Source organism: Limosilactobacillus secaliphilus (assembly GCF_001437055.1).
In the GTDB taxonomy this organism is placed as follows: Bacteria; Bacillota; Bacilli; order Lactobacillales; family Lactobacillaceae; genus Limosilactobacillus; species Limosilactobacillus secaliphilus.
Genome location: NZ_JQBW01000010.1, coordinates 402,731 through 425,608 on the forward strand (window position 1 = coordinate 402,731; position 22,878 = coordinate 425,608).

At 47.3% G+C, this 22,878-nt stretch carries 21 protein-coding genes; 8 read left to right on the top strand and 13 right to left on the bottom strand.

Going from position 1 to position 22,878, the window contains the following annotated elements; genetic code table 11:
* Positions 1-21: 21 nt before the first annotated feature.
* The gene (gene uxaC, locus IV45_RS06740) at positions 22-1,461 is read right to left on the bottom strand and encodes a glucuronate isomerase (RefSeq protein WP_057741897.1); all 1,440 of its coding nucleotides are present in this window, start codon (positions 1,459-1,461) and stop codon (positions 22-24) included.
* A gap of 38 nt (positions 1,462-1,499) precedes the next feature.
* Positions 1,500-4,007, bottom strand: coding sequence for a glycoside hydrolase family 31 protein (locus IV45_RS06745; RefSeq protein ID WP_057741899.1), 2,508 nt, complete (start codon positions 4,005-4,007; stop codon positions 1,500-1,502).
* A 407-nt stretch (positions 4,008-4,414) separates the two neighbouring features.
* Here IV45_RS06745 and IV45_RS06750 point away from each other — a divergent pair, with 407 nt between their 5' ends.
* The gene (locus IV45_RS06750; RefSeq protein WP_057741902.1) at positions 4,415-5,092 is read left to right on the top strand and encodes a GntR family transcriptional regulator; all 678 of its coding nucleotides are present in this window, start codon (positions 4,415-4,417) and stop codon (positions 5,090-5,092) included.
* 72 nt (positions 5,093-5,164) lie between these two features.
* On the opposite strand, the gene IV45_RS06755 is transcribed toward IV45_RS06750, so the two are convergent.
* Genes IV45_RS06755 through IV45_RS06775 form a run of 5 tightly spaced genes read right to left on the bottom strand, consistent with a single transcriptional unit; the run spans position 5,165 to position 8,359 of the window.
* Complete coding sequence (locus IV45_RS06755) at positions 5,165-5,707, bottom strand: STM3941 family protein (RefSeq protein WP_057741905.1); 543 nt, start codon at positions 5,705-5,707, stop codon at positions 5,165-5,167.
* Between the two features lie 5 nt (positions 5,708-5,712).
* Positions 5,713-6,189, bottom strand: coding sequence for a PTS sugar transporter subunit IIB (locus IV45_RS06760; protein WP_057741907.1), 477 nt, complete (start codon positions 6,187-6,189; stop codon positions 5,713-5,715).
* 41 nt (positions 6,190-6,230) lie between these two features.
* Entirely contained in the window at positions 6,231-6,650 is a 420-nt protein-coding gene (locus tag IV45_RS06765; protein WP_057741910.1) for a PTS sugar transporter subunit IIA, read from the bottom strand.
* A 20-nt stretch (positions 6,651-6,670) separates the two neighbouring features.
* Positions 6,671-7,570, bottom strand: a complete 900-nt coding sequence (locus IV45_RS06770) for a PTS system mannose/fructose/sorbose family transporter subunit IID (protein ID WP_057741912.1) — start codon at positions 7,568-7,570, stop codon at positions 6,671-6,673.
* Between the two features lie 18 nt (positions 7,571-7,588).
* Complete coding sequence (locus IV45_RS06775) at positions 7,589-8,359, bottom strand: PTS mannose/fructose/sorbose/N-acetylgalactosamine transporter subunit IIC (protein WP_057741915.1); 771 nt, start codon at positions 8,357-8,359, stop codon at positions 7,589-7,591.
* Between the two features lie 196 nt (positions 8,360-8,555).
* Here IV45_RS06775 and IV45_RS06780 point away from each other — a divergent pair, with 196 nt between their 5' ends.
* From IV45_RS06780 to IV45_RS06795, 4 genes are all read left to right on the top strand, one after another.
* A complete protein-coding gene (locus IV45_RS06780; RefSeq protein WP_057741918.1) occupies positions 8,556-9,212 on the top strand; it encodes a histidine phosphatase family protein in 657 nt (218 codons plus the stop codon).
* A gap of 16 nt (positions 9,213-9,228) precedes the next feature.
* Positions 9,229-10,101 (top strand): LysR family transcriptional regulator, encoded by an 873-nt coding sequence (locus IV45_RS06785; RefSeq protein ID WP_057741921.1) that lies wholly within the window; start codon positions 9,229-9,231, stop codon positions 10,099-10,101.
* Between the two features lie 31 nt (positions 10,102-10,132).
* Positions 10,133-10,792: a histidine phosphatase family protein gene (locus IV45_RS06790; RefSeq protein WP_057741924.1), complete on the top strand. Its 660-nt coding sequence runs from the start codon at positions 10,133-10,135 to the stop codon at positions 10,790-10,792.
* Positions 10,793-11,019: 227 nt separating this feature from the next.
* A complete protein-coding gene (locus IV45_RS06795; protein ID WP_057741927.1) occupies positions 11,020-12,588 on the top strand; it encodes a glycoside hydrolase family 30 protein in 1,569 nt (522 codons plus the stop codon).
* A gap of 135 nt (positions 12,589-12,723) precedes the next feature.
* On the opposite strand, the gene IV45_RS06800 is transcribed toward IV45_RS06795, so the two are convergent.
* From IV45_RS06800 to IV45_RS06825, 6 genes are all read right to left on the bottom strand, one after another.
* Entirely contained in the window at positions 12,724-13,368 is a 645-nt protein-coding gene (locus IV45_RS06800) for a bifunctional 2-keto-4-hydroxyglutarate aldolase/2-keto-3-deoxy-6-phosphogluconate aldolase (RefSeq protein WP_057742422.1), read from the bottom strand.
* A 24-nt stretch (positions 13,369-13,392) separates the two neighbouring features.
* On the bottom strand, positions 13,393-14,220 hold the full coding sequence (locus tag IV45_RS06805; RefSeq protein ID WP_057741929.1) for a sugar phosphate isomerase/epimerase family protein: 828 nt from the start codon (positions 14,218-14,220) through the stop codon (positions 13,393-13,395).
* Positions 14,221-14,304: 84 nt separating this feature from the next.
* Positions 14,305-15,120 carry a 2-dehydro-3-deoxy-D-gluconate 5-dehydrogenase KduD gene (kduD, locus tag IV45_RS06810; protein ID WP_157051223.1) on the bottom strand — a complete coding sequence of 272 codons (816 nt, stop codon included), beginning with the start codon at positions 15,118-15,120 and terminating at the stop codon, positions 14,305-14,307.
* A gap of 39 nt (positions 15,121-15,159) precedes the next feature.
* On the bottom strand, positions 15,160-16,005 hold the full coding sequence (kduI, locus tag IV45_RS06815) for a 5-dehydro-4-deoxy-D-glucuronate isomerase (protein WP_057741934.1): 846 nt from the start codon (positions 16,003-16,005) through the stop codon (positions 15,160-15,162).
* A gap of 237 nt (positions 16,006-16,242) precedes the next feature.
* Positions 16,243-17,787: an MFS transporter gene (locus tag IV45_RS06820; protein ID WP_057741936.1), complete on the bottom strand. Its 1,545-nt coding sequence runs from the start codon at positions 17,785-17,787 to the stop codon at positions 16,243-16,245.
* A 409-nt stretch (positions 17,788-18,196) separates the two neighbouring features.
* Positions 18,197-19,741, bottom strand: coding sequence for an MFS transporter (locus tag IV45_RS06825; protein ID WP_057741939.1), 1,545 nt, complete (start codon positions 19,739-19,741; stop codon positions 18,197-18,199).
* A gap of 352 nt (positions 19,742-20,093) precedes the next feature.
* Between IV45_RS06825 and IV45_RS07890 the strand changes: the two genes are divergently transcribed.
* The 3 genes from IV45_RS07890 to IV45_RS06835 all read left to right on the top strand — a co-directional run bounded on the left by IV45_RS07890 (position 20,094) and on the right by IV45_RS06835 (position 22,855).
* Positions 20,094-20,231, top strand: a complete 138-nt coding sequence (locus tag IV45_RS07890; protein WP_157051224.1) for a hypothetical protein — start codon at positions 20,094-20,096, stop codon at positions 20,229-20,231.
* Positions 20,232-20,393: 162 nt separating this feature from the next.
* Positions 20,394-21,680 carry a glycoside hydrolase family 28 protein gene (locus IV45_RS06830; protein WP_057741941.1) on the top strand — a complete coding sequence of 429 codons (1,287 nt, stop codon included), beginning with the start codon at positions 20,394-20,396 and terminating at the stop codon, positions 21,678-21,680.
* Positions 21,681-21,733: 53 nt separating this feature from the next.
* Positions 21,734-22,855 (top strand): glycoside hydrolase family 88/105 protein, encoded by a 1,122-nt coding sequence (locus tag IV45_RS06835; protein ID WP_057741944.1) that lies wholly within the window; start codon positions 21,734-21,736, stop codon positions 22,853-22,855.
* Positions 22,856-22,878: the final 23 nt, after the last annotated feature.

Consider the following 22,878-nt stretch of genomic DNA (forward strand, 5'->3'; position numbering starts at 1 on the left):
CAATCTGATTAAACGAGCGCCTTAATCAATGTCGCCAAATTGGAAGTAGTCGTGAGCGTTGTTGTAAGCAATGTTCTTAGCCATGTTCCCCATGAACTCTTCGTCGGCCGGTGCCTCACCGTTTTCGATCAGGCGGCCAAGGTAGTCGCACAGTACCCGGCGGAAGTATTCATGCCGTGAGTAGGACAGGAAGCTCCGTGAGTCAGTCAGCATGCCGACAAAGTTACCCAGCAGTGAGTTCTCAGCCATCATTTGCAGCTGCAGGTCCATGCCACGGCGGGTGTCATTGAACCACCATGCACAACCGAGTTGCAGCTTCTGCTTGGTAGCGTGGGCATCAACCCCGTCGCCGTAGAAGTCACCCATGCCAGAGGCCAGTTCCATCCAGTCATTTGGATTCAGTGAGTAGAGGATCAGCTTTGGAATGTTGTTCTCTGCCTGCATGTGCATCAAGAGCTTCATGATTTCCTGGGCGAAGTCGGCCTGGGTTCCCATGGAGTCACCACCACAGTCAGCACCGATCGAATCAAACAGCTGCTGGTTGCCGTTACGGATAACGTTGCCGTGGAACTGCATAGTCCAGTCGTACTTCTTGTTGATCCGCATCAAGTTTTCAATCAACGCCGTCAGGTAAACGTCAACGTCGTGGTCAGACAGTTTTTCATTGTTCAGGCCCTTTTGGAAGACGTCATTGACAGCAGACTCAGAAGCCGGAGCAAAGTGGAAGCTGTTAATGCCATGGTCGGACAGTTTAGCCCCTAGTGAGCTGAAGTATTCGTAACGCTGATCCAAGGCCTTAACCAGGTCGGCAAAATTGTTGATGGTGACACCGGCAACCGTGCCCAGCGTCTTCATGTAGGCGCCAAACGTGTCAACTTGAATGGCAAAGGCCTTGTCAGGACGCATTGCTGGCAATACCTTGAAGCCATTCTCTTTTTCATCCTTCTTGAGCAGCTTTTGGTACTTCAATTCAGATGCCGGGTCGTCAGTGGTGCAGACCACTTTCACGTTCATCCGTTGCAGCAGTTGCCGTGGACGGAATTCGGGCTTAACCAGCAATTCGTTGGCCTTATCCCAGATCTTCTTGGCGTTCTTTTCACAGATGGTGTCCGTGATCCCGAAGTAACGGCGCAGTTCCAGCGCTGACCACTCGTACAGCGGGTTGCCGATGGCCTTTTCCATGGTTGCACAGTAGGCTTTGACCTTTTCGAAGTCGTCGCCGTCACCGGTAATCAGGCTTTCCGGAACCCCGTTGGCCCGCATTAAACGCCACTTATAGTGGTCACCCGCGTTACCGTCGTTGATCCATACACGAGCCAGGTTCTTGTAATTCTTGTTTTCATACATTTCTTCCGGACTCAGGTGACAGTGATAGTCAATGATTGGCATGTCTTTGCAGGCGTTAAACAGTTTCTTTGCCCAATCGTTAGTCAACAAAAAATCATCGTCAATTAAACTCATAATTCAATACCTCCAAGAATTAATGCTTAAACAACTAATTACTGAATTGAGATCAGGTCCTTCATCGTGAATTGCAGCTGGGCTTGATAGTTGGCCGTCGTTGGATTCTGATAGTGGACTTTCGCCTGCCGGGTTTCACCGTCAAACCACCAGCCAGACTCTGCGTGATCGTAATCTTCCTTCTTCAAGAAGCGGTGCAGCGATTGGCCGGCCACCTTGACTTCGACGGGGGCCATCCGCGGGCAGTAGACGGACAGGTTCATCGTCTTAACCTTGGTCTGGTAGTCACCTTCACGCTTGAAGTCGACCATCACACCCTCAGGCTGGGCATGCGCCGTAACGTGAGTCCGCAGACTTTGGCCCTTCTTGTAAGCCATCGTTTCGCCATCGTCTTCATAAATTGTGAAGCTGGTGTCGGCGGTTGGTTCAATCAACAGGTCCAGGTTCGTGATCGTTTCCTTATGGATGTTCATCAAATGCGGCGCTTCCGGAATGATGGCCCCGGACCGTAAGAACATCGGGATGGAACTCATGTCGACCGGGATCGTAATTGTCTGACCGCCTTCGTAACGCTGGTAAGTCTTCAGGTCGATCCAGTTGGCGCCCTTCGGCAAGTAGACCTGCTTTTCGGTCTGGCCCTTGTCCAATACGTTGGCAACCAACAGGGAGTGGCCCAGCATGAATTCAAAGCTTTCATCTAAGACGTGAGGGTCATTCTGGAATTCGTATACCAATGGCCGCATTACCGGTGCACCAGTGACATGGGCTTCATACAGCAGCGAATACAGGTATGGAACTAAGCGGTAACGCAGCTGGATGGCGTGGGCAATGTACTTGGTGTAGTTCGGGTACATGTACGGTTCCGTGACAGTGTTGTCGGTGTTGGCCGAGTGGATGCTGAACCGTGGCTGGAAAATCCCATTTTGCACCCACCGGACTAAGAGTTCAGGTTCCGGCAGCGGACCGTAGAAACCACCGATGTCACAACCCTGGTTGGCGACTCCAGACAGGCCCATCCCGAGAATGACCGGAATGTTGTACTTAACGCTGGTCCAGTTGGTCGAGTTGTCACCGGCCCATGTTTGGGCATAACGCTGGATACCGGCAAAGCCAGCCCGATTGATGACGTAAGGACGAGCATCCGGATTGTACTGGTGAACCGCCTGCTGGGCGACTTTCGCCATAATCGTGGATTGCAGCGGCCGCATGTCATCCATCTTCTTGTTCTTCATGCCTTCCATGTTAATCGTGGCCGACCCATCGACGGTTTCGTATTCGTTGTTGTCGTTCCAAACCGAAGTGATGCCATACTTCAACAGCGAATTGGTCAAATAGAAGGTCCATGCCTTACGACCGGCCGGGTTCGTGAAGTCGATGAAGTTGGCTGGGCCGCCCCAGTATTGGTTAACTTGGTCGTGTTGACCACTCTCATCCTTGATGAAGGCATCTCGTTTCGATAAGTCAGGATTGTCAGGGTGTTTAAGCAGGATCCCCGGCTTGACGTTTGGTGCCAACAGTGCGCCCCGTGTCTTCAAGTCGTCCACAAACTTTTGCGGATCTGGGAAACGCCGCTTGTTCCACCGGAAGAAGAAACGCTTCTGGGTCTGCTCGTCGACGACATAACCTGAGGACAGGAAGAAGCCATCACACGGGATGTGGTTCTGCTTGCAGGTGTCCACAAAGTTCAGGATCGCTTTGTCGTCGCCTTCTGGCAGTTCGGAATAGAACATGGTGGATCCCATGTAGCCCAGCGATGACATTGGCATCATTGCCGACTTCCCGGTCAGGTCCGTGTAGTGTTCAACCACGTCTTTTACGGTCGGACCGCCAATAAAGAAGACATCCAGGTCGCCGCCGTCAGCTTGGAAGTAACTGTAGCGCAGCCAGTAGTTGCTGTGTTCACAGTCCATGTCGAATACGGAATCATTGGAGTTGTTGTAGAAAAGGCCGCTGGCAATATTGTTCTCGCAATTGAGGTAAATGTAGAACGGGATCATCTTGTAGAGCGGGTCGCTGCGCTTGGCATCCCAGCCCAGTGAGTCGGTGTTGTGCATCCGCATCCGCCGCTTGTACTTGTTCAACGGGCCCGACTTTTCACCGAAACCGTAAAACTTCTCGTGGTCGCCCATCTGTGAATAGTGAGTCCGCCGACCATTGTCATCCTCCACATAGGACCGCTTGGGCAGATCTTTGTGGACAACATTGCCGTTTTCATCGGTGATCTCCATATAGAAAGGTTCGGCGTAGATATGGAGCGTGTACTTGCCGTTGCTGACGGTGTACTGGCCCTCTTTTGGCTGCTGCAGGTCGATTGGTAACGGCTTGACCCGCGTCCGTTCGTCCTTCATCAGCTCATCGGTCTTGTCTGGCCAGGCAGTCTTGATCAGCGCATACGATTCTTCCGGTGCAAACTCGTCGTCAAACGTGCTGCGAATCCGGATGATGTTTTGGTCTAATAGGTAGATACGGAATTTTGCCCCATTAGTATCAAGATCCAGATAATCAGTCTGGTTATCGACAGTAAGCAATTTTGTACTGTTTTTCATAAACAACCCCCATAAAATTAACTGACATCGATAAGAAATTTCATAATTTTAAAAACTAATACATCAGATTAGTGAATAATTACCAGTAGATAACAATTTACAAGGCAATTTCAGTTCAAGAATACGCTTTCAGAAAGGCGATGTCAACGCGATCTGTCAATCAGTGACTAGTGGCTACGTCTATGTTTTTTGGTAGTGATGCAGCTGATTGCCCGCCTATCAACCCTTATCTGCTGATTGTCAAGGATGATTGAAAGCGTTAACCAGTGGTGCTATGATTAAGTTTATGCAGCGTCGAGCGTCTTTTTTCGTCAATCTAATATGCTAGTTTGGCCTGACCTGCTCGATGCATTCAAATCGTCGAATATCGTTTCCCTATATGAACCATCAAAAAGGACCGAACCACCATGGATACCAACATTCGTCAAGATGCGTATGACAAAATCAAATACAAAATCATTCACTTCCACTACCTGCCGGGGCAAAAAATTTCCGAAAAGATGATTTCAACCACGCTTGATTTGGGCCGGACACCGGTCAGAGAAGCGCTGATCCGGATTGAGCGTGAGGGCCTGATTGAGGTGATCCCCCAAAGTGGAACCTACGTGACCATGATCAACATTGACTCCGTGCAAAACGGCCGCTTTGTTCGTGAGTGCCTGGAGCCAAATGTGATGCTGGACGCCATGACCAAGCTGACACCCGAACATATCGACAAACTAAATAAAAACATGGAAGAACAGAAAGAAGCCGCTGAGTTGACACAGACCGACCGTTTCTTCGACCTGGACCAAAGCTTCCATGGGGAGTTTTACACGGTTGCCGGCAAGCAAGAAATCTGGAAGTGGCTGCAGTTGAATAACACCCAACTCAACCGTTTCCGGCGTCTGCGGCTGAAAGTGCCCGGCTTGAACTGGGCGACTCTTTTGACCCAGCACGAAGAAATCTTCAACGCCATTAAGAATCAGGACGTGGATGATTTGAGTTACCTGATGCATTCCCACTTGCACCTAATGCTCGATGAAAAGGAAACGGTTATGCGCTACTACCCCGATTACTTCACCCGGCCATCACAACCGGAATAAATTAACAACAAGAAAAAGGCATCTAGGATTGATCAATCCTAGATGCCTTTTTTACTGGAGTTCATACTCCGTTTACCCGCGATATTTATTAATCAGAATCTTGGGGTTGTATTTCAAGCCCTGCTTCTGTAATTCATCATAAATTCGCAGGAATGGTTTACGGCGGAATTTAAAGCCATCGATGATGATGGAATAGATGGCCAGGTTGCCATTGTGCGAGTAGTTCTTTTTAACCGCCTCAGCCTGCTTTTCCTTGTCCGTCAACACATTCATTGCAATGATGCCGATTTCCATTGAAGCATTGTTGGGTGCCAATTCAATCTTTTGAATCTGCGACCAAGGAACCGTCACTTTTTCGTCTTTGTGGGTATAATCGGTGACCCCATTTTGATCAATGACGTAGAGTGGCTGTTTCGACAAGGCCGGTGCCAACGTTTGGTAAGCCAAGATGCCAAAGAGGATGATGAAGAAGACGGCAAACGCCTTCCAAATCCAACTGGCTTGAATGAACAGAACTCCCGCCAGGCAAACAATGATAATCAGGTAGGCACAATCGATAATTGCGATCCGTACCCGGTCAGGATATACCTGGTATCTATCGTTATCCTTAGCCATGCTGATTAACCTTTGTAGTCAACCCGCTTTGATTCAGGAACAGACTGGAAGTAAACCTTCACACCTTCATCAGCGATTGCTTTGATGGTCTGCTGGTCTTCGGCAGTCAGGGAAACGTCAGGAATTGGTTTTTCAACCGTGCCTGGCTTCTTAGCTGCACCACCGACACAGAGTTCGTCCAGCTTCAGACCATTGTCCAGGGATTCCTTAACTTCTTTGACGTTCTTGAAGACGATCAGAACCTTGTCGTCACCGAATTGGTTCTTCTGCCATTCTTCGCCGACTTCCTTGGTGGAGTAAACCTTGATCTTCAGGCCACCAGTGGAGTTGGTGCTGACATAAACACTCTTCATGAAGTCGTCTGCAGCAGTAGCGTTGTCAACAACATAAACAGAGTTAGTGCCTAAACCCTTAGTCCACTTCTGCATAACTTTACCGTGGATTAAACGATCGTCAACACGTGCTAAATTAATTTGTCCCATTTTAATTCCTCCTTGAGTATCTGAGTATCTATTCCAGTCTATTATGCTTTCTTCAAAAAGTTCTTGTCAATCAACTTGATGCCATCGCGAGCAACCTTAATGGAGTCATTGATCAGCTTAACCGTGTCGTCTTCGCTGTCCGTGAAGTTAACCAGGTTAATCAGTAATGGCATGCTCAAGCCAGTCACAATCTTCAGTTCATGGTAGTTAGCCAATGAACGCAGAGCAACGTTGGATGGACTACCACCAAGCAAGTCAACGATGACTACCGTTTCATCGTATTCCTTGGCGTTTTTGTCCAGCACTTCAACAACCTTGTCCTTCAGTGCGTCAACGTTTTCGCCTTCGTGCAGGCCTAAAGCAGAAACATTCTTCTGTTCGCCCATCAACAGTTCCAGGCTCTTAACCGTTTCAACACCCATGTCACCGTGAGTAACAACTAAAAATGCACGTTTTGTCATAACTTAAGCCTCCATCAACTTTAGACAATGTAGAAGATTGACAGAACAATCAATACAAGGGTCAGGTAGATCAGACCACGGGTGATCTTCAAGCCCTTCTTCTGGAAGTACCAGTAGAGCAAGAGGATGGCCAGCAGTGGCAGGATCCCTGGCATGATCGTGTTCAAGATGCTTTGCAGGTCAAAGGTCTTGTGACTGATCGTGAACTTAAGGTAACTCTTGATCTTAACGTATTGACCAGCCATGATTCCCATCATGAACAGACCCAGAACACCCAGACCATCAATCACAGAGGACATCCGGCCGGAAGTCATGATTTCCTTAGCAGCAGACCGACCTAAGGTGTAACCCATCTTAGTGAAGTAGTAACCATAAATGTAGGTCGCAGTTGCAAAGCAAACGAATGGCAACAGGCACCCTAAGAAGTTACCCTTTTGTGCAAATGGCAGGAAGATAGCGATGAAGATGTATTGAATAGTTCCGGAGTCGATTGAGTCCCCAATACCAGCCAGTGGGCCCATCAGACCAACCTTGGTGTTTGAAATCATGTCTTCGGAAATAGCTTCTTCACCCTTAGCCATTGCCTTGGCACGTGCTTCTTCAAGTGAAATGGTAACCCCCATCAGAGTACCACCACCCCAAGTAGCTTGGGTGTTAAAGAAGAGCAGGTGACGTTGCAAGGCCTTAGCTAATTCATCCTTAGTCTTGTATAACTTTTTCAGAATTGGAATCAAACCAAAACAAAATGCAGGTGCTAGCATCCGGTCGAAGGTGTGGTTGACTTCGTTTGCCCACCACCAACCGAACCAGGCTTTCATTAAGTCCCGGTTGGTAATCTTATCAGGTTCAGGAATTGTACCCTTTTCGGTTTCCTGAGCAGCGTTTTCTTCAACTGCTGGGTTGTTCTTTTCTTCAGTCATTATTGAACCCTCCTTCGTTTAGTTCTGCGCTGGCTTCTGCGTGAACATTACGTACAGGATGGCGAAGATGATACCAAATGCGGCGTAGATCGTCATGTTAATGTTCAGCTTTGCAAATGCAACACTCATGAAGTATGCCAGGAAGAAGAATGGCAGGAGCTTTTGCTTACCGATAACCTGCATGATTACGGCAATACCTAAGGCAGCCAGACCACCACCAACACTGGTCAGAACGTGAATGATCGTACCGTGTTGGATACCAGCAACAACGTGAGCAATAACCGGAGCACCGAAGTACAGGGCGATGAAAATCAGTGGAATGAACAGGCAGAATGAAATAACTGCTGGAATTGCCATGATTGCCCAACGCAGGCCCCGCGTGTTACCTTCAGCCGCGAACTTGTCCATCGGCTTCAAAGCGAAGGTGTTAAGGAAGAAACGGAATTGGTAAAGGTAAGAACCTAACAGACCAACTGGAACGGCGATCGCAATGGCACCTTGTGGGCTCATGTGGCCTAACAAAGCAACTGGAACAGCGATTGCGGCAGCGATACATGGTTCAGCAGGCAGCGCACCACCTGGAGCAACGAAGCCCATGTAAACCAATTGAATAGCGGCAGTGATAATAACGGCTTGATGCATCTGGCCCATGATCAGACCAACCATCATACCGGTCATTAACGGACTGAACCGCATCGTTAAGGTAGCAAACCCTAAAATACGCGATTCAACCAATGCAACCCAGACGGCGATGGCTAATGCTTGCCATACAGAAAGAGTTAAATGCATGAGTACAACCTCCCCAAAAGTTGATAAATGAATTATTGCTATATTTGAAGGAGCAAATATTACTTCTCACTTCGAATACCATTATAAATGAAAGCGAATACATTACAAGGGGTAATATTTATTTTTTCTAATTAAATTTCGCGCTATAATTATCATAGTTAATATATGAAACGCTTCCAAAGAGGATTGTACGATTATGACCACTCAACTATATTTTGTTCGTCACGGAGAAACCTTTTTAAACAACTTCAAGCGCATGCAAGGCTGGATCGATTCGCATTTAACCGAAAAGGGTCGTCAACAAGCGATTGCGACTGGCAAGGCCCTTGCGCAAACCAAATTTACGGTTGTTGCCTCGTCTGATCTGGGCCGCGCACGTCAAACCAAGAAATTGATTATCAGCCAGCTCCAGCATCAGCCAAAAGCAACCTTTGTTTTACCGGAATTTCGGGAAGTCAATTTTGGCTCGTTTGATGGCCTGCCACGTATCGATGCCTGGAACACCGTTACCGAGAACACACCATATAATGACCAGAACGATATCATCCGCCATGGTGGCTTACATGAAGTTCGGCAGTTAATGGCTGATGCGGATCCCCTGCACCTCTGTGAATACAACCCCGAGATTATTGCTCGTTGGAAACGCGGGGTTCAGAAGTTGCTGGCAGAATCTCCTGACCAAGATAATATGAACATTTTGGTTATTTCACATGGCACTTTCATTCGGACAATTTCTGAGCACTATGGCCAATACGTTGCCGGCATGGAAAACGTCCCAAAAAACGGGAGTGTCACGATTTTTACCGTTGATCATGGACAGATCCACTTAAAGCGCTATAATCAATTACTTTAAGAATGGGGCATAAACCATGAATCCTGAAGTTATCGAATCTTTTTTGCAAATCGTTAAATATCGGCAAATTTCGCTGGCTGCCGATGCACTCTATTTGTCACAAGCAACCATCACGAACCGGTTGACTAAGCTGGAACGTTACTTAGGCGTCAAGCTGATCAACCGTGGTAAGGGCCATGCTTCCGTCACCCTGACTGATTATGGGAAGAAACTGGTTCCGATCGCCGAACAATATCTAAAGGTTGTCCAAACGGCTACCAACATTCGTGAGCTGGGCAAACACGAACAGCTGAATATTCTGACCACCAGTGACATCAGTGCCTTCTTCCTGGCACCCCTGATGCCACAGCTCAGCAAGTCCATTTCCAACCTGCAGATCACCGTCGAATGTCTTCCTAAGTACACGATCATTGACCGCCTGAAGACCAACCATGGTGACTGGGGCTTATTGACAGAGGTTCCGTTTGCCGATGGGCTGTCCAGCAATGAAGCCTTTAGGGACTCCTTACAGCTGGTGACCTCACCAACTATCTCCCTGCCCAAAATCATCAACACCGATTCATTAAAACGGGGCGATGAGATCTACTGTCCCTACAATGACAACTACAAAAAGTGGCACAGCATCTGTTGGGACGACCACCTGTTGCCATTTTTCCAAACTACCCAGATCGCCAGCGTACTGCCTACCCTTTTGTATGACAATCATTGGGCATTGGTACCAAAGATCTTCGCTAACCAACTAGATCCAAAATACCGGCAACACAGCATTCTGGAATCGGCAGCGCACTTCTCCGTTCAATCGGTGACCTTGCCCGATGCACCAAAATCCAAGTTGATTGAGCAAGTTTCTTCAATCATTAAGTTCAACCTGCAAAAACGGGTACAGTAATTGTTGACCATAGATTTAAAGGAGTACTAACATGATTCATCTTTACGTTGTCCGTCACGGCCAGACCGTCCTGAACCAGTTGGGCCGAATGCAGGGATGGGTGGATTCTTTTCTCACCCAGCAAGGGCGCAACCAAGCAATCGCAACCGGTCAGGCCTTGAAGGATAAAGTCTTTACCCTGGTTTGTTCATCGGATTTGCGGCGTGCTCAAGATACCGCCCAGCTCATTAGTCAACAACTGACTAGGCAGCCGAAACTGCGGCAGTCCTTCCCTGAATTTCGGGAAGTCAATTTTGGCGGCCTTGATGCCACCAAGATCAAACCAATGTGGAAGGCAATCACTGCGGATACGCCTTATCAAGGGCTGAACGATATCTTAGCAAAGGCCAACTTCGAAAAGGTGCGGCAGATCATGCAGGATCACGATCCCCTGCATACCGCCGAAAGCAACGAAGACGTCCTGAATCGTTGGCAACATGGTGTTCAATTAATCAATGACCAAGTAGCTGCAATCACCGATAAGCCGGCCAATGTTCTACTAGTTTCACATGGAACATTTATCCGGACCATTGCTGAACACTATGGTGCTGTAGTCGCCGGCAATGATCACGCACCACAAAATGGCAGTGTCACCATCTTTGATATCGACAACGACCAGGTCAAGCTCAAGTCTTACAATCAACAGCTTTAAAGTAAAAACACGAATCTTTTAACTAAGCTGTTTACAAAGCAAAAGCGCCACATATCCCATTATGACGGATATTGTGACGCTCTTTTTATTTATGGAGATCAATCATTCCTCAGTTTTCTCAGCAGATTTTTAGTAAAAATTTTAGTAAAAACGTTTACACACTGTTCCAATCCAGCTTATAATAAGTGTAAGCGTTTTCGATGACGCAATAAAAAGGAGGAATTGTAATGTCATCTAATGATTTTAAAAATCAATTTTGGACAGTCACTGCTGGCGACCTGTCTAAAAAGCGTGCTAAATTAGCCGCTCCACGAAAGACAGCTAAACCTGCAGAGGGTGCTGCCAAAATCGTGGTTGACCCATCACAAAAGTTTCAGGATTGGCTCGGTGTTGGTGCTGCAATCACCGACTCAACCGCTAAGTTAATCTGGGATCAGTCCAAGTCACAGCGGGATGCCCTGCTGCACGAATTGTTCGACCCCGAAGAAGGTGCTTATTCAGTTGTCCGGGTACCAATTGGCTCCTGTGACTTCCAAAGTCAGGATTACTACTCATTAGATGACGTTCCTTTTGGTGAGCATGATAATGACATGAAGCACTTCTCCATTGGTGAAGGCAAGTCGGGTGCCAAAGACGCTACCAAGGACCTGAAGCACATCGTTCCAGTTCTGCAAGAAATCGTTAAGATCAACCCAGCCATTAAGATTATTTCCTCACCATGGTCTGGTCCAGCTTGGATGAAGAACACTGGTCACCTGACCCAAGGCGGCCACCTGCGTTTCGGTGAATTCACCGGCAACGGTTATGCCCACAAGGATCACTTCGAAGCGGTTTACGCCAAGTACTTCGTTAAGTACATCGAAGCTTATGCTCACTATGGGATTCCGATTTACGGTGTCACCATTCAAAACGAACCTTCTAACGCCGCTATGTGGCCAGCAATGATCTGGACGATTCCTGAATTGGCTAAGTTTGGTTATGAATACCTGCGGCCAGCGCTGGACGAAACTTACCCAGACACCAAGATCTTCTTCTGGGATGGTTCATTGAACGTCTTGAACGAACCAATTTCCAAGTACATCACCCCACAACAAGCCAGCGCCTTCGATGGATTTGCATTCCACACCTACGACGGCCCATACACCAACTTGTTCAAGGTTAGTCGTGAATTCCCTAACTGGACGCTGGGCATGACTGAACGCCGTTGCCTCTTCACGGACTCCTATGAGGATGCTTCCCACATCATGGGTGGCCTGATCTGCAACTGGTTAGTCCGTCAAGGCCTCGGCTTCATCACCCTGTGGAACCTGGCATTGGACGAACGGGGCTTGCCTAACGAAGCTGGTTCAACCGGTCGGCGTGGTGTGATCACCATCGACCACAAAACTGGTAAGGTACAGCGGAACTTCGAATACTACATGCTGCGGAACCTGTCACAAGACGTTGAACCCGGCTCAACCCGGATCGCTTCATCCAGTTACTCACCAGACGGTTACACCGGTGGTATCAGTTCAACCGCCTTCTTGGCACCAGATGGGTCAATCGCCGTTCAGCTCTACAACCCAAGTGGCAAGGATCTGAAGGCCAGCTTGAACCTGTACGGCTATGGTACTCAATGGCAGACCGTTACTGTTCCTGCTTGGGGCACGGTTACCGTTCACAAGTCCAACTGGGCCATGAATGAAAGTGCACCACGTGAAGACGAAAAGTTTGCTCTGCACCCGACAAAGCTGAACTTCTCCGACGACACTGCTCCTGGTGTAGGTATCAACGCTAAGAAGAACAACCTTTTGTAATTAAACCGAATTAAACCGATCTACTACAGTTAAACCAAACGGAGCTGTCACATAACATGGCAGCTCCGTTTTTTATACAAAAAAGCTTGGCCAGTCCGACAACTGACCAAGCTTTCTTAATCTTAATGACTTGAATTATGCGTTCAGCTTTGCAAATGCTTCGTGGAACTTCTTGGCATTTTCCGTAACTTGGTCGTAGTCGCCAGTCTTGGCTGGGCCGACTAACTGGCCACCGACACCAACAACGAAGGCACCGGCGTCGAACCAGGTTGACAAGTTGTCCAGGGAAACACCACCAGTTGGCATGATGGACATCTGTGGGAAAGGACCCTTGAATTCGGAGATTGCCTTTGCACCGACCAATGCGGCTGGGAAGATCTTAACGACATCCACGCCGTATTCCATAGCGATCTGGGCTTCACGTGGGGTAAAGCAGCCGGCCATGTAGGAAACACCGTACAGGTTGCACATCTTGGCAACTTCCTTGTTGAAGGATGGGGAAACTACGAATTCGGCACCAGCCATCAAAGCCAGCCGTGCGCTAACGGGTTCCAAAACGGTCCCGGCACCGATGATTACTGAGTCATCGTCAGCGTACTTCTCGGTCAGTTTAGCGATCGTCTGGTCAGCATGTGGTGCAGTGAAGGCTACTTCGATCGCCTTCACACCACCCTTGACACAGGCAACAGAGGTCTTGTAAGCATCATCGGCACTGTTACCCCGCACAACGGCAACAATTCCGGCTTTTTGCACGTTATTTAAAACTTCATACTTCTTAATCATTGTTCTTTACTCCATTTTCAATTAGTTTAATAGATTTTCGTGGACATACTTGAGACAAGGCTCCAAGTCTGGAAGCCCGTCAAGTTCCATTATAGCATGTGGTTGAGCTGCCTCGATGGTCTTAACCATTCTTGGCAAGTCCACTTCACCAGTCCCAAAGTTGACCTTCTGCTTCTTCCCGTCAATGTAGCGATAGTCATTGATGTGGAAGCCGTAGATGATGTCGTTATAGTGGTCGATCATCGTTTCCGCAATTTGGTTAGCATCCGGATCCTTGTCACTGACTAAGCCAACGGGGTCAATGACCAGCTTCAGGTTTGGCGAATCAATCCAGTCCAGCATCCGGTCAATCGTGGCTACATCATGGATCGGGTGGTTGATGCCGGGTTCAATGCCGACCAGAACTCCCGCCTTCTCGGCCACTTTGACCTGCTTTTGGATCTGCTTAATGGTCAAATCAACCGCTTCTTCAGTGAAGTTCTCTGTCGTCGGCGAAACCCCTGGGTGAACCGTTCCTGTTTCGGTCACGACCAGTGGTGCACCAAAATTATGCGCCAGCGTGATGTACTGGCTGAACAAGTTCATGAAACGCTGCCGTTCAGCCAAATCAGGGTGCTCCATATTGCCGTAGCAGCCTAATGTTGCAATGGAAATCCCGTTGGCCGCCAAAGTCCGCTGAACATACGAAGCCAGGCCGGCATTCATCCGGTAGCCCTTTTGGCTGGTTTCTTTCAGTGAAACTCGCGGTGCAAACTGCAGATATGAAAAGCCCAGTTCCTTCAACTTAGCGCTTAAAGCCGACATGTCGTCAAAAATATGCACATCGTGGGCACGAATTCCAAATTTCATAATCAGGTTCCTTTCAAAAAAGGGGCGTGACCGGAGCCTATTCGACCCCATTGTCACGCTCCCTGATCAGTTTAAGCTTAATAATTAACGAACTAAGTAACCACCATCGACTGGCATGATGCAACCATTGACATAGTCGGCAGCTTCACTAGCCAAGAAGACGGCAACGCCCATCAGTTCATGAGGTGCACCCCAGTGTCCAGCTGGAATCCGGCTCAAGATTTCTTGGTTACGAGCCTTGTCTGCACGGATTGGTGCCGTGTTGGCGGTCTTGATGTAACCAGGTGCGATGGCGTTGACTTGAACATTGTAAGCACCCATTTCAGATGCAAATGCCTTGGTCAAGCCGGCAACCCCGTGCTTGGAAGCCGTGTAGGAAGGAATGAACTTCCCACCTTGGAATGACAGCATGGAACCAATGTTGATGATCTTACCATGCTTCTGCTTAGCAAATACCTTTGCAGCAGCCATTGACAGGTGGTAAACCGCCGTCAGGTTAATGGCAATAACGTTCTTCCAGTCTTCATCCTTGGATTCCAGCAGTGGGTTACGCTTGATCATCCCGGCGTTGTTGATCAGGATGTCAATGTGGCCGAACTTTTCGAGGGCAGTGTCGATCACCTTTTGTGCGACACCATCCTGGGTCAAGTCACACTGCATGAATTCAACTCGTTGACCACGCTTTTCGATCATCTTGCGGGTGTCTTCCCAGCCTTCTTGACCGTGGGTGGCAATGAAGATGTCAGCCCCGGCTTCAGCTAAGGCAACAGAATAACCTTGGCCCAAGCCAGTGTTCCCACCGGTAATGATTGCAACTTTGCCTTTCAGGCTGAACATTGACATCTTGAACTTGTCCAATGCAGCTTCATTGGCTTTAATTTCTTCTGCAGATTGTGGCATTATAGTCATCCTTTCAAAATTTGCTTTGTATAAACTCAATTAGCGAAGGTCGTGCATGTCGACCATGTCCATGTCATCGTAGGTCTGGTTTTCACCACACATTGCCCAGATGAAGGAGTAGTTGGAAGTACCAACCCCACAGTGAATGGACCATGATGGGTTAACAACGGCCTGGTCTGGTTCCAGAACGATGTGACGACTTTCATCTGGCTTACCCATGAAGTGGAATACCCGGGCGTCCTTGTCACCAAATTCGGTGTAGAGGTAGGTTTCCATCCGCCGTGCGTGGGTGTGGCATGGCATGGTGTTCCATGAGTTACCTGGTTCCAAGACGGTGTAGCCCATTTGCAGCTGGCAAGTTGGAAACAGTGATGCGTCGATGTACTTGTGAATCGTCCGCTTGTTCATGTGTTCCTGGTCACCCATTGGCATAGCAATGGAGTCCTTGTAAGCAAGCTTGTGATTTGGATAAGTCTTGTGTGCAGGAGTGGAGACAACGTAGAACTTAGCAGGCTTGCTTGCGTCGTCTGATGAGAAGACAACGTGCTTGACGCCCATGCCAATGTAGTAACCATCATGAGGTTCAATGTGGTCTTCTTTGCCGTCAATGGAAACTGAGCCGGCACCACCGATGTTGATGAAGCCCAGTTCACGACGCTGCAGGAAGAAGTCAACGCCAAGCTGCTTGTCCAACTTGATTTCAAGTGGTTCAGTAGTTGGCACAACCCCACCAAAGATCATCCGGTCGTTGTAGGTGTAAGTTAACAGGATGTCACCGGCAGAGAAGATCTTGTCCATCAGGAATTCCTGACGAAGCTGATCAGTGTCGTAGTGTTGGATATCCTTGGGACTGTGTGCATAGCGAGTAACCATCTTAAAAGTCATAAATAATACACTCCTTAAAAAATAATACTAATAGTCTAACTGTAATTAATTATAGTCGTCCTGTAATGCAATTAGCAAGCGCTTTTATAAACAAATAGTTTTTCATTTGTTCAATTAGTCACGAGTGGTCAAAGCATTACCTTTTTCAAACCCACTTAACTAGTAAATTTTTACCTTTTGCAAAAATACAGGAGAAGTAATCTATGCTCCTCCTGTATTTTGCAATCACAAATCAAGTTAATGGTTGTTTATGTGGCCCTTGGCCGGCTCAACCTCATGATCCTTGTAACCAACATTGTTGTGGCCAAACAAGTTCTTGTAGTCGAAACCAGTTAACAGTTCACAAACTTCCTTAACGTGTGGGTCGACGTCTTCCATCTTACCGCCGGCGTGAACACGCTTAACTTCTTTGTCAACGATTGCCAGGTTCTTTTCGTCAGCCTTCATGTGGCGAGAACAGAAGATGGCAATTAATTCCATACCACAGACACCGATCAGCATCATCAATACCAGGCCTAATTGTACGGAGTAAGGTTGTGACATCCGACCCTTAACCAGGCCAGTTGCGGAAATAACTGAGCCAGAAATCATGGTCACAATACCACGAACCAAACGACCGGACATGGTTTGAGCACCGGAAATGATACCTTCACGCCGCCGGTTGGTAATCAATTCATCAACGTCAGGCATGTATGGGTAGTTGGCTTGTGGTACGTAGTAAGCGATACCTTCACCAAATGACAGCAGCATTTGGGCAACACCGATTAACCATGCTAATTGCTGCCAGTGGAAGAACCAAATACCACAGTAGAGCAGCATTGATGAAATAACGATGAACATTGACCAGATGTAAGGACGAGCAGTGTCCCCAACCTTAGTAACAACCCAAACAGCGAAGATAGCGGAGATCAGAGCAAATGGCTTCATGATCGTGCCTAAGCCGGCTGCCCAGGTGGTTGACTTCTTCATAACATAAATGAAGTTAAAGGTTGAAATTGAAGACATCAGCCACAGACCACCAGAACCGGCAACATACATAGCAATGTGCCAGCGGAAAGTCCGAGAACGGAACGTTGAAAGAGTATCCTTAATCATCTTCCAAATACTCTTCCAGAATGAACCAGTCCGTTCGATGTGAACTTGATCCGGACTGTATTCCCAAGTGCTGAGGTAAACAATGGTCCCAGCGATAACCATGACAACTGAGTAGGTAACAACCATCATAACGTATGAGTTAGGGTTGTTCTTGCCCATCAGGCTAAAGAAGATAAGTGGGAAGGCAGCGGTAATGAAACCAACAACCTTAGAAGCAACGGAAGCAGAACCAGAAAGCAGTTGACGTTGCGTATAGTTGGTTGACATTTCAGTCTTCAGAGTGTTGTGGGTAACGGAGAACGTGTTATCAACAAAGTCGTATAACAGGTAGGTTACCATGTAGTAACCCCAGCTCATGCCACGAACCCAGCAAAGTGGGTAGAGCATGAAGAATGGGATACAAATCAGAATGAAGAACCGACGACGACCAAAAATCCGTCCTAAGTGCGTGTTGTAGAAGTTATCGGAAATGAAACCAATGATGGAACTTTCGAACACATCAAACCAGGTTGCCAGTGAGAAAATCAAGGCACCCTTCCAAGCATCCAAACCACAGAAGGTAGTGTAGTAAAGTAACAGCCATGAGTGAGCAAACGTCAGCCCACCACCACCGATGAACCCACCACAGCCGAAGCCGATACGCGTCCACCAAGTGATCTTACGGCCTTTACCAGTCTTAACGGCCATAGAACAATTGCATCTCTTTTCGTTAATTTAAAATAGCAAAGCAAATAACAAATACAAGAAAACGCTTTCTTACAACCTCGATGTTAACGTGTTCATTTACATTTTGCAATCCTTTTTTCAAAAATAATTTTCTAAAAATCGTTTTTGTCCATAACGTACGTAATAATAGCTATGCTTAAATTTTGCTGATTATTCTTACAGCACCACCAATTGTCCGACTTTTTTAATTTGTAAATCCACTGTTTAATATTTGTGAATTCTTTGATACGAAAATTTCGTTAATCACCCGAAATGTGAACGATAACATATGTTCAATTCATCCTCTGTGACCTTTCGTCACGCAAATCTTCTATATAAAAATGGCGATACGAACACTATTGGCGTCGTATCGTCATTTTATTTACTTATCTTAGTGGTTGTTGATATGCGCCTTTGCGGGCTCTACCTCATGATCTTTATAGCCGACATTGTTATGACCAAACAAATGTTGATAGTCAAAGCCCGTCAGCAATTCACAAACAGCTTTAACGTGTGGATCAACATCCGCCATCTTGCCACCCTTGTGAATTCGCTGCACTTCTTTATCAACAACTTCCAAGGCCGTCTTGTCAGCCTTCATGTGCCGTGAACACCAAATAGCAACGATTTCCAAAGAACAGACACCGATCAGCATCATCAAAACCAAGCCCAATTGAACCGAACGTGGTTGAGCCATCCGCCCCTTGACCAGGCCAGTTGCTGAAATAACTGAACCAGAGATAAAGGTGACGATCCCACGAACCAGACGGCCAGCCATCGTTTGAGCACCAGAAATGATCCCCTCACGCCGACGATTGGTAATCAGTTCATCGACATCCGGCATGTATGGGTAGTTAGCTTGCGGAACATAGTAGGCAATCCCTTCACCAAAGGACAGGAGCATTTGTGCGCAAGCGATGAGCCAAGCCATTGACTGCCAGTTGAAGAACCAAATACCAGAATAAAGCAGCATTGATGAAATAACGATCAACATGGACCAGATGTAAGGACGGGCGGTGTCACCAACTTTAGTGACCACCCAAACGGCAAAAATAGAAGAAATCAGTGCAAATGGCTTCATTGCCGTTCCTAAACCAGCGGCCCAAGTAGTCGACTTCTTCATTACATAGATGAAGTTAAAGGTCGAAATTGATGACATCAGCCACAGGCCACCAGATCCGGCAACGTACATCCCAATGTGCCAGCGAAACGTGCGGGAACGGAAAGTGGACAAAGTATCCTTAACCATCTTCCAAATGCTCTTCCAAAATGACCCGGTCCGCTCAATGTGAACTTGATCCGGTCCATATTCCCAGGTGCTGATGTAAACCAGGATCGCTGCGATCACCATGATGATGGAATAAGTGACCACCATGGAAACATAAGAATTAGGATTGTTCTTGCCCATAATGGAGAAGAAGATCAGCGGGAATGCGGCCGTGATGAAGCCAACGATTGTCCCAGCGATCGAAGCCGCACCGGACAACAATTGCCGCTGTTCATAGTTGGTCGACATTTCCGTCTTCAGTGTGTTGTGGGTCACCGAGAATGTATTGTCGATGAAGTCATAGAGCAAGTAGGTAATCATGTAATATCCCCAGCTCATGCCCCGAATCCAGCACAATGGATAGAGCATGAAGAACGGAATACATACCAAAATGAAGAAACGCCGCCGCCCGAACATGCGGCCAACGCGGGTGTTATAGAAGTTATCCGAAATAAAACCAATCACAGAGCTTTCAAACACATCCAGCCAGGTTGCCAGGGAAAAGATCAGCGCCCCTTTCCAAGCATCCAGGCCACAAAAGGTTGTGTAATACAGTAATAGCCAGGAGTGGGCAAACGTTAATCCCCCACCACTGATGAAACCGCCACAACCAAAGCCAAGCCGAGTCCACCAGGTAATTTTTCGATTCTTTCCAGTCTTAACGGCCATTGATTATTGCATCTCTTTTCGTAGATTTAAAATTTTTCAATTCATCATCAACAAAGTAGAGAAGGCGCCTTCTTTACGCCTGTAATGTTAACGTGTGCATTCTGCTTTTTCAATGCCTTTTGCCGATATTCTTTTAAGGAATTTATTTCTTTTTAATAACATACGTAATAAAACAAACGCCGGATCATGCGAAGTAATCCACTATCACTACTAATAAGTTGCCGATCTTTTACCAAAACTGGCCGCCAAAAATCAAGCGCTTTCAAATTTCTTTTGCCTTTTTTGATGAAAGCCCTTGCATTATCTGAATGTTAACGCTAACATTAAAAATGAAAAAAGGGAGGTGATCACAATGGCTTCTATCGCTATTGTTGCTTTAATTGGTATCGCACTGGTTGGGATTATGGTTGCAATCGTCAACAAGGACACTAGTAACCCTGCCCCAAAGCAGATCCATGCTGCTCAACACAAAGCAAACAAGATGAACTAAGTTAGGTAAACTGCTCGCAAGCTTGCGGATTTTCTGGGTGAACGGACAGCTTATTTTTTTACTTTCGACTTGTTGAACACGCTCGCTTTTTTTAATTGGTAAATTGTTCACGATCACATTTGTCGTTGACGTTAGCCTGTATTTAAAGGATGGTTTTGTACAATGCAAAAAGAATCAACAATTGTTCTTTCAGCTAGCCAATACGCACCGCACAAATTGGTAACCGACGAAATCCAGTCTGCTATTAATAAGCTGGATGCAATCGGCGGCGGTCACTTGGTACTGACTGGTGGTCAATTTTTCGTTTCATCATTAGCATTCTGTTCCAACCTGCACTTCACGGTTGAATCAGATGCTTCCCTGTTCTTTACTGATGACCGGTCCACTTACCCGATCTTATACACCCGTTGGGAAGGACACGAGCAATCAATGTACCGTGCCTGCCTCTACGCTGACCACGTTGAGAATCTGACTCTCGACGGTGGCGGTGTGATTGATGGTAATGGGAGTGACTGGTGGATCGAATTCCGTGCTAAGCACAAGAAGGTTGATCACGCTCGTCCATACCTGTTATCCATTGAGCACAGTAAACGGGTTCGGATCAGTCAGCTGAAGTTCACCAACTCACCGGCTTGGACCTTGCACCCGTATGACTGTGACGACGTGGTCATTGATGGGGTCAGCGTTAAGAACCCTGCCGATTCACCAAACACGGACGGCTGTGACCCAGAATCTTGCCGTAACCTGCGGATCGTCAACAGTGAATTCAACGTTGGTGACGACTGTATCGCCATCAAGGCTGGAACGGAAGATGCTTACCAGCCAATTGCCTGTGACGGTGTGGTAATTGCTAACTGCAACATGCTGCATGGTCACGGTGGTGTGGTTATTGGTAGTGAAATGAGCGGCGACGTTAAGAACATTGCCATCACGAACTGTACCTTTATCGACACGGACCGTGGTATTCGTTTCAAGACCCGTCGTGGCCGTGGTGGTGCGATCGACAACATCTTGATAAACAACATCATCATGAACAACGTCCTTTGCCCAGTTGTAATGAACCTCTACTACTTCTGTGGCGAAAAGGGTAAGGAAAAGCTGGTTTGGGACAAGAACCCATACCCAGTTTCCGAAATTACTCCTTCGATCAAGCACATCCGGATTTCCAACGTCAACGCTGAACACGTTCGTTCATGTGCCGGCATTATCTACGGCCTGCCGGAAATGCCAATTGAAGATGTGCACATCACCAGTTCTTCATTCTACTTAGACCAGGATGCAGAACCTGCCACTCCAGCAATGTTTGCTGACGCCCCTGAACTGACCAAGAAAGGCTTCTTCATGGAAAACACGAAGAACTGTGAATTAAGCGATCTCTTGGTCGTTGGGTCTGACGAAGCACCACTGTTCCATGACAAGGCCAACGAAAAGTTAGTTAAGAACCTGTAATTAAGATTGTTACGTAATTGCCTCTGTGTTTTATAGAAAGGATGGCAACACAAATGAATTATTCCTATGGCAAGCCAAGTGAAGACTGGTCAGTAAAAGCCGCTAACACCATGCTCAAGCGCGAACCCGAAGTTAACCTGAAGAACAAGTGGGAATACGAAGACGGTTTGATGCTGAATGGTATGATGGACATCTACGAACGGACTCACAACGAAGACTACCTGAACTACATCAAGCACTACTTCGAAACTTACATTGACTTCCAAGGCAATGTTAAGGGTTACCGCAAGGAACTCTACCGTCTGGATGACATCAACAACGGCAAGGTCCTGCTCCGTTTGTGGAAATTGGACCCACAGGATCGTTACAAGCACGTGTTAGACATGCTGTATGACCAGTTGAAGACGCAGCCACGGACTGAAAGCAACCTCTTCTGGCACAAACAATCCTACCCGAACCAGGTTTGGCTTGACGGGATCTACATGGGTGATGTCTTCTACGCTGAATACCTGAAGAACTTTGTGGACAATCCTGATTACACAGATGTGGTTCACCAATTTACCGGTTCTTACAAGCTAGCACTGGATGAAAAGACGGGCCTGCTCTACCACGGTGTTGACGAATCCAAGAAGATGTACTGGGCTGATAAGAAGACCGGTCGTTCGCCACACTTCTGGTTACGGAGCATTGGCTGGTACGTAATGGCTATGGCCGACGTACTGGAATTCCTGCCTGAAGACAGTGACGGCTATGCACAGATCTTGAACAACCTGCAGGCAGAACTGAAGGCATTGAAGAAGTTCGCCGACCCTGCTACCAACCTGTGGTACCAGATTCCTGACGAAGGCGATCGGCCAATGAACTACCTTGAATCTTCCGGTAGTCTGATGATCTTGAACGCCATTGCTAAGTCCCTGCGTAAGGAATACATTTCCGCCGACGAATGGACTGAATTCCTGAAGAAGGGCTGGGAAAATGCCCTTCAGCAATTCATCTCAGTTGATTACAATGGCTATGTCAACGTCAACAAGATTGCTCACGTCGGCGGCCTTGGTGGTGACAGTCACCGTGATGGTTCATTTGCCTACTACATTTCCGAACCTGTCGTTGTGAACGACCACAAGGGTTCCGGCCCATTCTTGATGCTTTCAAACGAAATGCGTGCATATTACTAATTTAATTAAGAAAAGATGATTCG

Bases quoted from the DNA above. Each gene is read 5' to 3' on its own strand.
- IV45_RS07890 (WP_157051224.1), top strand. From the start codon at position 20,094: ATGGCTTCTATCGCTATTGTTGCTTTAATTGGTATCGCACTGGTTGGG.
- kduD (WP_157051223.1), bottom strand. From the start codon at position 15,120: ATGCCACAATCTGCAGAAGAAATTAAAGCCAATGAAGCTGCATTGGAC.
- IV45_RS06790 (WP_057741924.1), top strand. From the start codon at position 10,133: ATGATTCATCTTTACGTTGTCCGTCACGGCCAGACCGTCCTGAACCAG.
- IV45_RS06765 (WP_057741910.1), bottom strand. From the start codon at position 6,650: ATGACAAAACGTGCATTTTTAGTTGTTACTCACGGTGACATGGGTGTT.
- IV45_RS06780 (WP_057741918.1), top strand. From the start codon at position 8,556: ATGACCACTCAACTATATTTTGTTCGTCACGGAGAAACCTTTTTAAAC.
- IV45_RS06785 (WP_057741921.1), top strand. From the start codon at position 9,229: ATGAATCCTGAAGTTATCGAATCTTTTTTGCAAATCGTTAAATATCGG.
- IV45_RS06825 (WP_057741939.1), bottom strand. From the start codon at position 19,741: ATGGCCGTTAAGACTGGAAAGAATCGAAAAATTACCTGGTGGACTCGG.
- IV45_RS06830 (WP_057741941.1), top strand. From the start codon at position 20,394: ATGCAAAAAGAATCAACAATTGTTCTTTCAGCTAGCCAATACGCACCG.
- kduI (WP_057741934.1), bottom strand. From the start codon at position 16,005: ATGACTTTTAAGATGGTTACTCGCTATGCACACAGTCCCAAGGATATC.
- IV45_RS06820 (WP_057741936.1), bottom strand. From the start codon at position 17,787: ATGGCCGTTAAGACTGGTAAAGGCCGTAAGATCACTTGGTGGACGCGT.
- IV45_RS06770 (WP_057741912.1), bottom strand. From the start codon at position 7,570: ATGACTGAAGAAAAGAACAACCCAGCAGTTGAAGAAAACGCTGCTCAG.
- IV45_RS06775 (WP_057741915.1), bottom strand. From the start codon at position 8,359: ATGCATTTAACTCTTTCTGTATGGCAAGCATTAGCCATCGCCGTCTGG.
- IV45_RS06835 (WP_057741944.1), top strand. From the start codon at position 21,734: ATGAATTATTCCTATGGCAAGCCAAGTGAAGACTGGTCAGTAAAAGCC.
- IV45_RS06805 (WP_057741929.1), bottom strand. From the start codon at position 14,220: ATGAAATTTGGAATTCGTGCCCACGATGTGCATATTTTTGACGACATG.
- IV45_RS06795 (WP_057741927.1), top strand. From the start codon at position 11,020: ATGTCATCTAATGATTTTAAAAATCAATTTTGGACAGTCACTGCTGGC.
- uxaC (WP_057741897.1), bottom strand. From the start codon at position 1,461: ATGAGTTTAATTGACGATGATTTTTTGTTGACTAACGATTGGGCAAAG.
- IV45_RS06750 (WP_057741902.1), top strand. From the start codon at position 4,415: ATGGATACCAACATTCGTCAAGATGCGTATGACAAAATCAAATACAAA.
- IV45_RS06745 (WP_057741899.1), bottom strand. From the start codon at position 4,007: ATGAAAAACAGTACAAAATTGCTTACTGTCGATAACCAGACTGATTAT.
- IV45_RS06755 (WP_057741905.1), bottom strand. From the start codon at position 5,707: ATGGCTAAGGATAACGATAGATACCAGGTATATCCTGACCGGGTACGG.
- IV45_RS06760 (WP_057741907.1), bottom strand. From the start codon at position 6,189: ATGGGACAAATTAATTTAGCACGTGTTGACGATCGTTTAATCCACGGT.